Annotated in this window: 10 protein-coding genes; 2 read left to right on the top strand and 8 right to left on the bottom strand. The window is 31.6% G+C overall.

Annotated elements, in window-relative coordinates:
- Positions 1–53: 53 nt before the first annotated feature.
- The gene (locus EI427_RS17970) at positions 54–893 is read right to left on the bottom strand and encodes a carbon starvation induced protein CsiD (protein WP_170178537.1); all 840 of its coding nucleotides are present in this window, start codon (positions 891–893) and stop codon (positions 54–56) included.
- 444 nt (positions 894–1,337) lie between these two features.
- On the opposite strand from EI427_RS17970, the gene EI427_RS17965 reads away from it, so the two are divergent.
- On the top strand, positions 1,338–2,342 hold the full coding sequence (locus EI427_RS17965) for a helix-turn-helix domain-containing protein (protein WP_126617349.1): 1,005 nt from the start codon (positions 1,338–1,340) through the stop codon (positions 2,340–2,342).
- 24 nt (positions 2,343–2,366) lie between these two features.
- On the opposite strand, the gene EI427_RS17960 is transcribed toward EI427_RS17965, so the two are convergent.
- The 6 genes from EI427_RS17960 to EI427_RS25945 form a co-directional block, all read right to left on the bottom strand.
- Positions 2,367–3,512: a hypothetical protein gene (locus EI427_RS17960; RefSeq protein WP_126617347.1), complete on the bottom strand. Its 1,146-nt coding sequence runs from the start codon at positions 3,510–3,512 to the stop codon at positions 2,367–2,369.
- A 268-nt stretch (positions 3,513–3,780) separates the two neighbouring features.
- Entirely contained in the window at positions 3,781–5,160 is a 1,380-nt protein-coding gene (locus EI427_RS17955; RefSeq protein ID WP_126617345.1) for a histidine-type phosphatase, read from the bottom strand.
- Between the two features lie 23 nt (positions 5,161–5,183).
- Positions 5,184–7,991, bottom strand: coding sequence for a TonB-dependent receptor (locus tag EI427_RS17950; protein WP_126617343.1), 2,808 nt, complete (start codon positions 7,989–7,991; stop codon positions 5,184–5,186).
- Positions 7,992–8,578: 587 nt separating this feature from the next.
- The gene (locus tag EI427_RS17945; protein WP_126617341.1) at positions 8,579–9,523 is read right to left on the bottom strand and encodes a DUF1186 domain-containing protein; all 945 of its coding nucleotides are present in this window, start codon (positions 9,521–9,523) and stop codon (positions 8,579–8,581) included.
- Between the two features lie 133 nt (positions 9,524–9,656).
- On the bottom strand, positions 9,657–10,085 hold the full coding sequence (locus EI427_RS17940) for a hypothetical protein (protein ID WP_126617339.1): 429 nt from the start codon (positions 10,083–10,085) through the stop codon (positions 9,657–9,659).
- Between the two features lie 256 nt (positions 10,086–10,341).
- Complete coding sequence (locus EI427_RS25945; protein ID WP_155523301.1) at positions 10,342–10,515, bottom strand: hypothetical protein; 174 nt, start codon at positions 10,513–10,515, stop codon at positions 10,342–10,344.
- 218 nt (positions 10,516–10,733) lie between these two features.
- Here EI427_RS25945 and EI427_RS17935 point away from each other — a divergent pair, with 218 nt between their 5' ends.
- Positions 10,734–11,984, top strand: a complete 1,251-nt coding sequence (locus EI427_RS17935) for a hypothetical protein (RefSeq protein ID WP_126617337.1) — start codon at positions 10,734–10,736, stop codon at positions 11,982–11,984.
- 111 nt (positions 11,985–12,095) lie between these two features.
- Here the strand turns inward: EI427_RS17935 and EI427_RS17930 are convergent, their stop codons facing one another.
- Positions 12,096–13,271, bottom strand: coding sequence for a glycoside hydrolase family 53 protein (locus EI427_RS17930; protein WP_126617335.1), 1,176 nt, complete (start codon positions 13,269–13,271; stop codon positions 12,096–12,098).
- Positions 13,272–13,367 lie beyond the last annotated feature (96 nt).

The following is a 13,367-nucleotide window of genomic DNA, read 5'->3' as shown; positions in this document are numbered from 1 at the left end:
TTAATAAAATAATTAGTTGAATATATTGTTTGTAGTTTAGTATGATTAGTTGACTAATATTGATTTTCTAGAGTCAGTTCTTTTTCAACTTGAGGTGTTAAATATTTACTCCCTTTCGATCTAAATAGTAATCTTTCTGTATTATCTTCTTTGGGTAATTGCCCCCTGCCATGTAGTACCTCTCGATTACTAATAACGATAAAAGTACCAGTCTTCCCTTTACTATAAAGTGGAGCTGTTTTTTCTAATGCAATTCTTAATTCATCAACCAAATAATTATTCCCTTTATCTACTGGGTACATTCTGTTCCCTAATTCGGCTTCCTTTCTAAGATCAATATTATAATAACTCATGTTATTTTTATACTCTCTGAAAGTTCTTTTTTTAGTGATTACTCTACCATTGACATTTTTACCAGAGATATAATTAAACTCCATATTCAATAGATCTGTGAGATAATCAGCAGGGAAATTATTTAGGACCTGATCAATATCATAAATAATTGTAGAGCTTTTTGTTTCATCTTTAGATACAGTCAGTGATAATAAATCTGTATCAATGGTTTCATATAAATCATCTGAATGAGGTGATATAACTCCATATCCATTTCCCCATTCTGCTACATTAACTCCATCACCTTTAGGGTATAAAAATTTATGTTCTTCATATGGATATTTTATATCTTCTAAATCACATAAAAACCTTGATATTGCTTCATGAATTAACAAACCCACTTTTGGGTTCTTAGAAGAAAATAGAGAATGAATAGTTACAGACTTAACACCTACTCCTACTTTTTTAAGGTCAGATAAAATAGTAGAAGGAAGTACTTCATTAAGAAATACACTTACATCAAATGGAGAGAAATTACCTTTGCTAAGGTAATTTTCCATAAATAAATCGATGCATTTCCGCGTACTTTCGGTACATGTAAAAGATTGATGGATCATAATATTAAAAGAGATAGATTAAGTTTTTTACTCAAGTATTGATTAATGATAGTTGAGTGTTAATAAATTATAGATGAGTTATTAATAACGAACGCAAATGTATGCTTACAAATATTATTTAATGTTATAAAAAAACAGCCTTTTCATATAAAAAAAAGTAAAAATAGAACGCAATAACATTTGTTAAAAATAATTAAAATCAAATACTCACAATTAATATGTAACTAGGTCTGTATTTAACTCACAAGAAAAAATGAACTCATTTCTACTTTTAATAGTTGTGTTATTCATCAATGTGCGTACCCAAAAACAATTATAAGACCCAAACAGAAACTAACTTGTTCATTCAAAAACAATTTAGTATTCTCATGTAAACTAACCCCAAACATGGAATATCATACATTAGATATTATCAATGAAGTTATAACAAAGGAAAACCAATGTTTCAACATCACTTATTATGAAAAAGAACATAGCTTAAATGGTACAATAGCAATAGTTGATGCTAAAATAGAAAAGAAAATATCGATCAATTTTAATTTATTTTTAAAGCTAGGAGTAAAATATCCTTACAGTTTAATTTTTATTGTATCAGAGGTAGAAGAATACTTTTTTATTGATAACCAAAAATGTCCAAACAGGGTTGATACAAAACTTAGTAATGGCATTTATAAAATAATCGTTATTTCTTATTTAAAAGATCAAGAAGATATTTGTAGAACAAAAAAAAGCAATATTGTTTATCAATTTATTCATCAAAATATAAAGAAGCAAGGGTACCATAATAAGAAAGTTTTCCCATGTCAAAACGCAAGCCTAATCTTCAATAATATGATAAACTTTCACACTTCAATACATGGTAATAAAATAAATTCAGATTTCACAAATCAGTTATTTTACTCTAGGATAATAATACATTCTTTTGATTTAGTTTCTACTTGTTTATACGATTTACTTCAAAGTATCCCTACAGATATTTGCTATATAAAATTGGTGAATGGGTTACAGGAGTTTAGAAATGAAGACAAAAATCAAAAATCAAGTCATATGGTTATTCATGATGTACATGCATTTATTATCAAGAATTACCATAGAAATATTACTAATGTTTTTTTAGCAAAAAAATTCAATATGAGTATATCAAGTCTTTTAAAAAATTACAAAAAGGTTAAAAACTCATCACCTAAAAATACAATTACAGAATTGCGAATAGAAGCTGCTAAGAAACTGATTAAATCATCAAATTACTCATTAAAAGAAATTGCCTATAAAGTTGGGTTTGATAATTATATCACTTTTAATAAGTCATTTAAAAATTGCTTTGGAACTTCACCGACAGCTTTTTTAAATGAGGACTATCATTCTGAAAAAAGAGCCAAAACTATAACATAAAAATAATTATACTTCTAAAAAAGATTAAGCATACAAGTAATTTACCTGTTTCACTAATTTAAAGTCTTGTAATTCTTTTCTCATTTCTGTAAATATTTTATCCAACTGATAGGATAAAGTTGCCTTTATTTGAGCGTCAACACTATCTGTATCAACTTTATATACCTTTTTAGAATAGGTTTCTATTTTCACTGTATGTACTGTAAGTTTATCCATCACACATTTTGCTCTGTAACTGTTAAACTCAGAAGGACCTACGGCAAAAAGATTCTTTAGTTTTTTAATTTCAATATTAAATTGTGATAATTCTTCATTTGCATTATTGAACAACGAAGACACCTGTTTAATAAGTACTCCGAATGCACGTACAATGTTTAAATCTATTTTAGAATGATACTGTTTGCAAAGTTTTAGGTAATTCTGCAATTTCAAATTCAATAGAATCATTTTGGCTTTGTTCATTCTTTGGTTCTTCTTAAAAATTTTGTTAGAACAAGCAATTTCTTCATTTAAAATGTCTAACGAGTGATTATAAGATACAACCTGTCTCTCTTTTCTTTCTTGGTCTTCTTTTTCTCTTTTCCTTTTACCAGAAATATCAAAAATATAATCTGTTAAATTATAAACCATTCTAACAGGAATCGTTACAGATTGATAGGCTGCTTTTCCTATTTTTCGTGTAAAGTGATTATTAGAGTCATCGTTATAAACTCTTAATCCAATAGATAAAATAGACGTTACACCAAGTATATTAAAAACATCTACAACATCTAAACCATCTACAATTTCTAAAGAATCTGTAATATCAATACCACTCAAAACAGTATCAGAAGCATCTGAAATATTAATATATTCTATCGATGAATTGATGTCTGAAATATCTAAACCAAGAGGAATATCTACACTATCTATTGTATCTGTTATATCTTGCATAGCTAAAAGCAATTCTACCGAAGTGTGATTTTCGGCAGCAATTTCAGCTAACTTATCAGGAAATAATGACTGAGGTAGAATGTGTCCGTAATCATGATCTGACAACCATACCAACTGATTGTCAACATTTAAATCATAAAAGTTATTAGGAAGGTTATCATAAGCAGAAGAATAATCATTATTGTACCTAGAAAAGGTCTGATTTATATAATTTAAAGTGTTGTCATGAAGTGCCATAAATATTCTTTTAAATTAAAACATAGTAATGATAATCAACCAATTAAGAGATTATCGTAGTAATAGATATTCGATTATAAGACAATCATTTTTTTTGTTTGGCCATTTTGGGTTATAGTTATTAACAATCTCCATTTATAGCGTATCATTATTGAATAAAAAAAGGCCACCCCATAAAATATGAGATGGCCTAACACGGAATTTTACTTAAATTCATGCTCCATAATCAGCACAATTATAGAAGCATTCTACTCTATTCAATAGTTACTTATAACGCTTGTAACATCTGTCTATATTCCTGATTATGGTAATCCATATGTACAGATTGGGTTATTTTATTTATGTACTGTTTGTAGGCTTCCCAAGAATATGTACCTAACTCAATAGACTGAATTGGTAAGGTTGCAGGTTGTTCGTTAAAACGGATATGAATATATTTCTCTCCTTCTTTTTCCAAAACAAACCATTGTATATTATTGGCCATTGCTGCCCATTTAGAGGTTTTCCAAGAACCTTTTTTTAATTGATTTTGATGTACTTGTACATTATTGATATCAAGTAAAACAACAAGAGGTAAAGTGGTTTCTGCATGTGCAAAATTTAGATATCCTTGCTTGTTTTGTTTACCGTTAATTGCCGTTTCTAACTCAAGCGTAATTTTTGATAACAAAGCAATTGCATTGATATAACTTGCCGATCTATCTTTAAAACCAGGCCCCTTCTCATAAAATGCTTCGATATCACCTATGTATTCCATTTGAGATAATTCTGCATCTAAAAATACATTTTGAAAGTTAGGACGAATATCCAAAGCTATTGCCTTAGAAATTTTGTAACAGTCGTAAATACACAAAGGAATGTCAGAAAAGGACATTATGGTTTCTTTGCCTTCGCCATCTAAAAACACTTTATGCTCTTCTTTAAATGCTTTTAAATAAGCAGGTGTGAAATATTTACGGACAATTCTATCTACTAATAATAAGTAAGCCGTACTGTTTAATTCACGTTCTATTTGCGGCATCCAAAGTGCAGAATCTAAATAGGCAGTGTACGCAGGAGTAATTTTATGATAACGTAATAAAGGGTCTTGTCCTTTTTTAAAATCATGGTTTTCCCATTGGATATTCTCTTTTCTATTTAAGCCAATTTCAAAGAAAGAACGAGAGGCTTGTGTACGAGGTTTGTAAGTAGCATTACCCACCATTAGTGTAGCTTCATCAAAAAATTTAGGAGATAAAGTATGCATTCTTTTTCCTAATTCTAAATGCTCTCGTTCACCTTTTGGAGTAAGTAAACCATAGTTACCTGCCTGTAATAATTTTAATGCATTGATTTCATTAAATAGCTTTACGCCCTCTTCTGTTAGCCCGTTATTTACCTTCGCATCTTCAAAAAGATTCCCTAAAGCAATATCCTCATCTGGGCCACCCATGTAGCGAGAACCGTGTCTTGCAAGCAAACTTACAAATTGTACATCATACCCGTTTGGGAGTTCAATACCTTTTTCTGGTGCTGTATAAGATTGCTTTGTACCTAGATACAAATCACCTGTATCGTTTTTTACCTTTTCTTGCTGTTCTGTATGTGGAACGGTAGAACAAGAAATCAATACTAAAAGAAGTCCTAAAGTTGTGTTGAATAGTTTCATATAAATTATAATTTTAGGTTTAATTATTTCATTAGGTCGAATTTTAAACCAAGGTTATATCTTGGTCCATAATACTCTGCTTGCATTGTTAAATCAGATGCACCTTGGTAATATCTTAATGGTGTATTTAACAAATTGTTGGCCTCTGCAAATACACTAAATTTATCGTTAATAAAGTAAGACGCATTTGCATCTAAGAACATCTGATTATCATAATATCTGTCGTAGAATGCTTCATCTCCTAGCTCATCAATATATGAGCTTGTGTAGTGGAACGATACTCTAACCGATAGCTTGTCTGTTCCATAAGATAAAGAGGTATTGAATGTATGTGGAACTGTTCCTGGCAATGGTGTAGTTTCCGATCTTCCTTCACCATTCTCACTATCAAAACCGCTCATTTCAGATACACTGTATGTATAATTACCGTAAAAACTTAAGTTCTTTAATACTCCTGGTAAGAAATCTAACTGACGCTGAAAAGCGATTTCCACCCCATATAAATAAGCATTATCTCCATTTCTAGCTTGTTTGTAAAGATCATAAACATTGCCATTTACCTCTACATCTCTTTCGTAAAAATCATAGATAAAGTTACTCATGCTTTTGTAATACACTCCACCTGATACTAGCCCAAGGTTACTCATGTAATGCTCAAACATTAAATCGAAATTCTGAGCCACTGTTGCCTTCAATTCTGGGTTACCTACCGCAATCTCATTGTCTTCTCTATTTATTTGTTGATAAGGAACTAGATCATAATATCTAGGTCTAGCCAATGTGTTTGTATAAGCAAAACGTAAAATAGAATTTTCTGATAAGTTATATCGAACATGCATACTCGGTAGTATGTTTGTGTAATTATTCTCGCCTTGGGTAATTCCTGATGTAGACGGATCGTACTCTCCATTTTCATCAAATACTACTTTATTACCAGTATAATTAACACGCGTATTTTCTACTCTCACTCCTGCAATAAACAACCATTCTGTTCCGATAGATTGTTTAATCATTGCATATCCGGCAGAAATATGTTCGTTAGCTTTATAATTTCCAGCCAAATATTCGTCTGGTTTATCTTCCCCAACAAACTGAGATGTATTTGTAAAATTGTAGGCTCCTAACTGATTCTTTGATTGAAAGTTACCCACATTGTAATTTCCAGCCATCCAATTGTTTGGTGTCTCGTTAGACATTTCTGTCTCTGCAAGTGTTTGAGGTCCATTAAAACCATCTGCATAATCGTATTCTATAAAAGAGTTGTTACGCATTTTTTCTTTTCCTCTATAACGACCACCCACTTTTAAAATACTCTTATTTTTTGATTCATTTAATGGGATTTCTAAATCAAGACGAGCATTTTTATCCATTTCTTCGGTGTACTGAAACTCCTCCGTATATTCCTTAAATTCGAAGTTTGCATAATCATATTCAGCACCGTAGGCATTAATGTTTGGTGTTCTTGTATCTGTAGGATCATTCATGATCGTTACTCCTTTCTGCTCCCAAACACTATAGCGTTCATTTGGTCTTTCTTCTGATGCTTTTGCTAGTGTTCCCGACCATGTTAACTTCACTAGGTTCTTAATTAGGTGATCTCCGCCAAGTGTAAAATTGTATGCTTGTTGACGTTCCAATCTTCTTGAATCATTTGGTTTGCCATTGGTCCCACCTTTCGTTTCTCTTTTTAATTTTGATGTATAAGTTCCACTCTCAGCATCATACTCAATATCATCATATTTTAATTTGAACCTGTTTTCTCTATCATCTCTATGATTATACATTGATGTAAAGAAAATCTTTGAGTTGTTCCCTAATTTATAATCTAAATTAGCAGAAACCGACTGGCGAACACGTTGTACATCATACTTTCTAATTTCAAAAGCTTCTGGATACAATTCGTTTTGCTTCTCCTCATTTTTACTCCATTCTGCTTCATAGTTGTGTGCACCTAATTGGTTATTCTGATACGAACCAGAAACAATAATTCCCAGCTTATCATTAAATAAACGGTCACCAATTACGATACCTCCATTATAAACAGGCTCTTCTGATAAAGCATTGTAACCAACACCTAACGTTCCTGATATACGTGTATCTACAGGTGCAGAACGTAAAACTAAATTTGCAGAACCTCCAATTGCATCAGCATCCATATCTGGAGTTACTGCCTTAGATACTTCAATAGATTGAATCATATCTGCAGGAATAAGATCAAGCTGTACAGCTCTCGTTTCACCTTCTGCAGAAGGAACTCGTTCTCCGTTAATAGTTACAGAAGAAAGCTCCGCAGGTGTACCTCTAATTAAGCCGAAGCGTGCCTCACCCATATCGTATTGCATAGTTATACCGGGCACACGTTTCATGGCATCACCAATATTTGCATCCGGAAACTTACCTACCTGATCTGACGAGATCACGTTAATAATATTCCCACTATTCTTTTGTTGTGACAAAGACTTTGCTTGCCCCCTTTGAGTGCTCCCTAAGATAACCACCTCATCACCTAAAATAAAATTCCCTTTTAAAATGATGTTACCAAGGTCTAAATTCTGCCCTTCAATTAATTCCACATTTTTCTCAAAAGTCTCAAAACCCAAGTAAGAAATATGCAATTGATAGTCTCCTGCAGGTAAATTTACAAGTAAAAACTTTCCGTCTGATGCAGAAATAGTTCCTCTGTTTTCCAGTCCTTTAAAATAAACTGAAGCACCAGCCAAAGAGAGGTTATCTTCGTCTATAATATAACCAGATACTGATGTAGTAGACTGTGCTATAACATTTTGCGCTAAAAAAAATAGCACTATAAAAGAAAGTAATAGTCTGCTCATTTTAGTTGTTTTTTTTTGAAATACGATTAATAGATTGATAATACTAATGAACACCACAAAGGTATTTTTAGCATATGAACCTTACATCTACAATAGATTACTAAACGTATTATTTTAAGTGCACTCTATGTTACTAAATGATGAAAAGTGTGAACAACGAAAGCTAAAAATGACGTAAATGTAAATTGATGGTTATGCAATGTGGATTAAAGGTACTTTAAACAGCTATTTGATAATAGTAATGTCAAAATTCTATTTTACTGCTCTGTTTTTAGATTTTCAATTGAAAATAGGGTTTTGTCGCATTGATTCAAAGAGCTTTTCTCTTCTTCAATTTCTGTCATTTTATTAAGTATAGTGGAGAACGTTGACCTTTAAAAGAGATTGGGGAAGTATTCATTATTCAAATTAAAGCATTTTTGAGATAATACTCGATCATTGCGACAGAACCTTTTTCATGTTTTTTTAAGTGAATTTAGTCCATCTACCTGTATGTATCACGAGCCTAAGTATTAAAACCTGGGCTCTTGATATTGGATGTTCCTTTTTACAATCAGAATGACATTGTACATACACTTCACCTAATTTTACATACAACACTTCTTGTATTTTTTTCCACTACCACAAGAGCAAGGGTCATTTCTTCCCACTTTAGGTTCTGTTCTAATACTGTCATATTCTGTAGAAAGAAATTCTTTTCTATAACTTTCGTCAAATTCAAAAGTATAATCATCCCTAGAAGTTGATGGCTCATTTGGCTCAAATGCTTTATAAGTATCTAAAAGAGACTTTACCTTAAAGTTGTCATTATTGATGCAAAAACCTTCAGAATTTTTCATATACTCGTTATAAGACCCACAAAATTCCTCATCAATTCTGTTGGCTTTATAAAGTTTTTGAATGTAAGGAGCTAATTCATGTAGGTTAGCATATTTTATTTCATCAAGAAGCATTGCATTAAGACTTGAATCTACTACTGCTTCATTTGTTGATGTAATGTACACTTCAAGCAGTTCATCTATAAAAGATAATACTTCTTGTCTACGTTCAGGTTCGTGAACTGCAATTGCACAAATACCTTTTACCATTGCAGCTTTTGCAAATGAAGTGATTATGGGTGAAAGTAAATAAGACTTTGCTAGAGATAAGTTGTTTCCTACTATTTTGTAGCAAACAGTATAAAGATCAACAATTTCATAATCAAGATAAAAATCGAGGTAATCTTTAGGTTGACTAAATACTTTAATAAGAATTTCTTGCGATGATTCAGGAGCTATTTCTGCTAAAATCTGTAGGCCATGATAAACAATTCCTATTCCATTTCCATCTAAATTTAATTCAGTAAAATAACCAAAACGTGTGATGGAATCTTCAATTCCTTTTTTTAAATCTTCTGTAAGTGTCTCTTTAGGTAACTCTAAAAGTTGTTCTACTCTTTTTAAGCCATAATCATTAAAATACATGTATAGCTCCTCTATTTCTTTTGGATGGTGAAAAGTTGGTAGTTTCATTAAAATTTCTTCGTTTTCCATAATCAGTTGTTGTAGTTTTTAAGTCAAAAATCTAATTACCAACAATTTATCAAATTATTTTCTGAATTTAAAACAAAAAAAAGAGAGCCTAAAAAGACCCTCTTTATTAAAATTTAAACCTATATTTCTATTTCTATTTTTTTGATTCCTCTATTAATTTTCTACCGAAAACTAAGTTCTTTCTCTGAATACTTTCTAATTCTGTTTTCGATAAAGTAAACATCCCTTTTTCTAAAGCGATTGCGTAATTTTTATATGCGTTATAAATATCACCTTTTCTTAAATGATAATCTCCTAATACTTCGTATGCTTGAGCATTATCAGAAATTGCAATTGATTTATCTATCCACTCTTTAGCTAATTCTAAATCGGCATTCCAGTTAATACAAAACTGAGCAGCTTTATTTAAAACTTTCCAATCTTGCTTATCGGCATCGTTTACCATTTTTACTAAAAGGCTAACTTTTTCGCTGTTAGGTGAATCTTCTTCTATTGTGATTGGAGAGAATGAAGACAATAAGATAAATAACGAGATAAATGCTGATGAAATAATAGTTTTCATGATTTTTTAAATTTTATGAGATAATTAATTTGTTACTTAATTAGTATTCCACAATTAAACCATAAATACATAACCAATTGATTATCATTCATTTAAATAAAGTTTTTGAGTTTTAGTATTAAAGTTTTTGTTCGTTTTTGATCATTTTGTAATGAAATGATACGGTTATTGATACATTTTATAGATTTTCCATAAAAAAAACCCTCAGTGTATCATTCAACACCAAGGGATTGTATCTTAAAAATTCACTTTATATTTAAACTGCTCTTCTACCTACAAGTAATAAAATAAGGTAAACTACTAATGGACTGAAGAAAAATGCTGAAATTCCCCACCCAAATGGATTTCTACCTTTCTTTTGTGCCGCATATCCTACTAACGGACAAAATACCAATATCCCTAAAAGGAATCCTAAAGTCGATGCTGTCATATAATTATTATTTATTTTATGTATATATACTGATTAACAGGTTTTTAGTAGGTAAAATACAGGTACATTAACATCAAATTTTGAACTATATGAATTCGCACTTTTAAGAAGCGATCTTTTTTATCTTTTAATCAGATTTTGATAATAATCAGTTATTATCTGTACGTAATGCCAATAAGTAACATCGTTTCCTTACTCAACATCTAAACAAAAATATCATGAAAGTAAATACACTCGCTTCTTTATTAGAAGTTATCAACGCTCGTTCATCTAAAGAAATTGAAATTACTGCATCAATCTATTCTCCTAATAGTATCGTATTGCCAGAAGGTATTACTCTTAAAGGAACAGATAATGGTTTAGGTGTACTAAGTTTTGGAAATTCTGATGGTATTGGAATGACAAAAGATAATACAATTGAAAATATTACAATTCAGGCTCCTCAAGATAAACGTGCAATTTATATTGCTGGAACTGATAAAGATTTAGGGGAATTAAGACTGAGTAATTTAACTGTTACAGGACAAGTACAATTGCTTACTAGAGCAACAACAACCCTTACACATATCTTTGCTGTTAACATTGATATTGTTAGTGCTGACAGTAGAAATCAGGTGGAAATTCCTCAGAAAATGGGTGTTGTAGTATACCAAGGTGCATTTACTATTTATAATTTTAACCCAAACCCAGAAAGTAATATTATTGCTACGGTAAAAAATATTAGTATTGGCAGAAAGAATGCTCCCGTTTTAGGAAGCGGCATTTTTGTTAGTGGATATAGCCCTACTGGTGGGAAGGTAAATGTAAACGAAATTTCTTCTGAAGCTATTTATTCTAATGGGATGCTGCCTTTTGGCTTACCTGATAGAATTACGGGTGGTTTCTTTATTCTTGAGGGAGTAAATGCAGAGAAAATAGACAATTATGGAGAGGTTGTAACGTACGGTGTTAACGACATGGTTCTTGATAATTGGGGTGATGTAATGCATTGGACTGCGCACAAAAACCTTACTTCTTACGGTCCTAGTGGCATTGGGTTTGTAAACTTTGGCTATGTCAAGAAATTTAGCTCTTTAGAAAGTATAGAAACTTTTGGACTTGGGGCTAGAGGGTTTAATCAATATGATGGTACTATTGATGATGCCTTTTTTAATGAAATCATTACAAATGGTGACGGGTCTGTCGGTATTCAAATTTCAAAACCTGTAGGTAAAATTGAAGTTAAAAATAAAATAGTGACTAAAGGTAATGCTGGAGATTCTTTGGTGTTAGGGAAAATTGTTCATATTCCTGCCGATGGTGTTAGTATTGTAAAAGGTGGTCATTTAAAAGAGCTAATTCTTCAGAATGGAATTGAGACGCTTGGAGATAATGTAACCTCTTTAGATATTCAAGGAGTAATAGATTCTTTTACCAATGACGGAACTGTTACTGCTTTAGGAAAAGACTCCGTAGCCATATCAAAATAATTGATATCTAATAATATAAAAAAGCTCACATTTAACAACGTTATGTATAAATGCGAGCTTTTTTAAAACCAAATAATCCTACTGGTTAAACTAGATTATATATCAAAGTCTTCAATATTCCACTTTCATATAATCAAAACTAGAAGAAGCATTGTTGTTGTAATCAAAGAAAGTACAGTTCTCCCAAGATGAGCCCGTACCCCACAATGTTTTTATCGGATATGCAATCCAAGCTGGTTCCCAATAGACTACACCCAATGCACCTGCATTTTGTAAATCGCTTGTTAAATCCGTCATCAATTTTAAATGACCTTCTACTGTAAAAGGATAGCCACTGAGAGGTGCTTCTGTTCCAAAAAGATTCGGCATAGTATCATTACCTTCGGATGTCCATGGGTAAGCAACTTCTACAATTATTACCTCTTTATTAAACTTTGTCTTAAAATTTCCAACACTTTTCCCCACGTCTGCAAAAGGGATTGTCTTGTGCCATAAAGGGTAATAAGAAATACCAATAATATCAAAATTTACAGCATCTGCTCCAGTCGTTACGTTCTCGTACCACCAATCTACATTTTTAATATCTGCTACATGAAGCATCGTTTTTATTGTTACCCCATTTGCTGTATTAAATTGTTTTACTGCAGAAATAGCACTGTTTACAACAGATTTATAATTTGACCAATTCTCATCGCATACGTTACATTTCGGAAAAGAGGGAAGAGCATCTGTATACATCATTCCACAATTAGTTTCGTTACCAATTTGAATCATTTCTGGGGTCAATTCCTGAGATTTCAGGTAGTTAAGTGTCGCTAATGTGTAGTTAAATACAGAGTCTTTTAAAACTGCTAAAGTAGTGATGTTTTCCCAAGCCTTTGGAACATGTTGTTTTCCAGGGTCTGCCCACGTATCAGAATAGTGCAAATCTAACAATACCTCCATACCGTTCTCTTTTGCTTTCTGCATACCAGTAGTAACATCGTATAAATCATTATACATCTGTGTTCCATCCGCTCCGTACAATTCTTTTGTCCATAAAGGATTATTCCACATACGAAACCTTACTAGGTTTGTACCTTTATTTGCGAAAATTGAATATGGATCTGTTACCGCTCCGTTCAATTTGTAGGTAGCCCCTTTATCAAGTAATTGATTTACATAAGAAAGATCTGCCCCAAAGTAGAAATTCTGTGGCTCTTTTTCCTCTGTAGGTGATTTATCTTTAGAACACCCACTCAGTATATATAACGTAATCAATAGGTAAAATAGGAATTCCTTCTTCATTCTTTCTTCCGTTTGTCAATCAATTTATAATCTACCCAAGATAATGCATAGTATTTTCTAATTGCTTCTAAAACTACATTTCACACCTCATTTGAC

Origin of the sequence: Flammeovirga pectinis (assembly GCF_003970675.1) — a bacterium.
Taxonomy (GTDB): domain Bacteria; phylum Bacteroidota; class Bacteroidia; order Cytophagales; family Flammeovirgaceae; genus Flammeovirga; species Flammeovirga pectinis.
The sequence above is the reverse complement of the archived record's forward strand: the minus strand, read 5'-3'. Positions and strand labels throughout refer to the sequence as shown.

Coding starts and splice junctions, on each gene's coding strand:
- EI427_RS17970 (WP_170178537.1), bottom strand. CDS start 893: ATGGAAAATTACCTTAGCAAAGGTAATTTCTCTCCATTTGATGTAAGT.
- EI427_RS17945 (WP_126617341.1), bottom strand. CDS start 9,523: ATGGAAAACGAAGAAATTTTAATGAAACTACCAACTTTTCACCATCCA.
- EI427_RS17930 (WP_126617335.1), bottom strand. CDS start 13,271: ATGAAGAAGGAATTCCTATTTTACCTATTGATTACGTTATATATACTG.
- EI427_RS17960 (WP_126617347.1), bottom strand. CDS start 3,512: ATGGCACTTCATGACAACACTTTAAATTATATAAATCAGACCTTTTCT.
- EI427_RS17965 (WP_126617349.1), top strand. CDS start 1,338: ATGGAATATCATACATTAGATATTATCAATGAAGTTATAACAAAGGAA.
- EI427_RS17955 (WP_126617345.1), bottom strand. CDS start 5,160: ATGAAACTATTCAACACAACTTTAGGACTTCTTTTAGTATTGATTTCT.
- EI427_RS25945 (WP_155523301.1), bottom strand. CDS start 10,515: ATGACAGCATCGACTTTAGGATTCCTTTTAGGGATATTGGTATTTTGT.
- EI427_RS17940 (WP_126617339.1), bottom strand. CDS start 10,085: ATGAAAACTATTATTTCATCAGCATTTATCTCGTTATTTATCTTATTG.
- EI427_RS17935 (WP_126617337.1), top strand. CDS start 10,734: ATGAAAGTAAATACACTCGCTTCTTTATTAGAAGTTATCAACGCTCGT.
- EI427_RS17950 (WP_126617343.1), bottom strand. CDS start 7,991: ATGAGCAGACTATTACTTTCTTTTATAGTGCTATTTTTTTTAGCGCAA.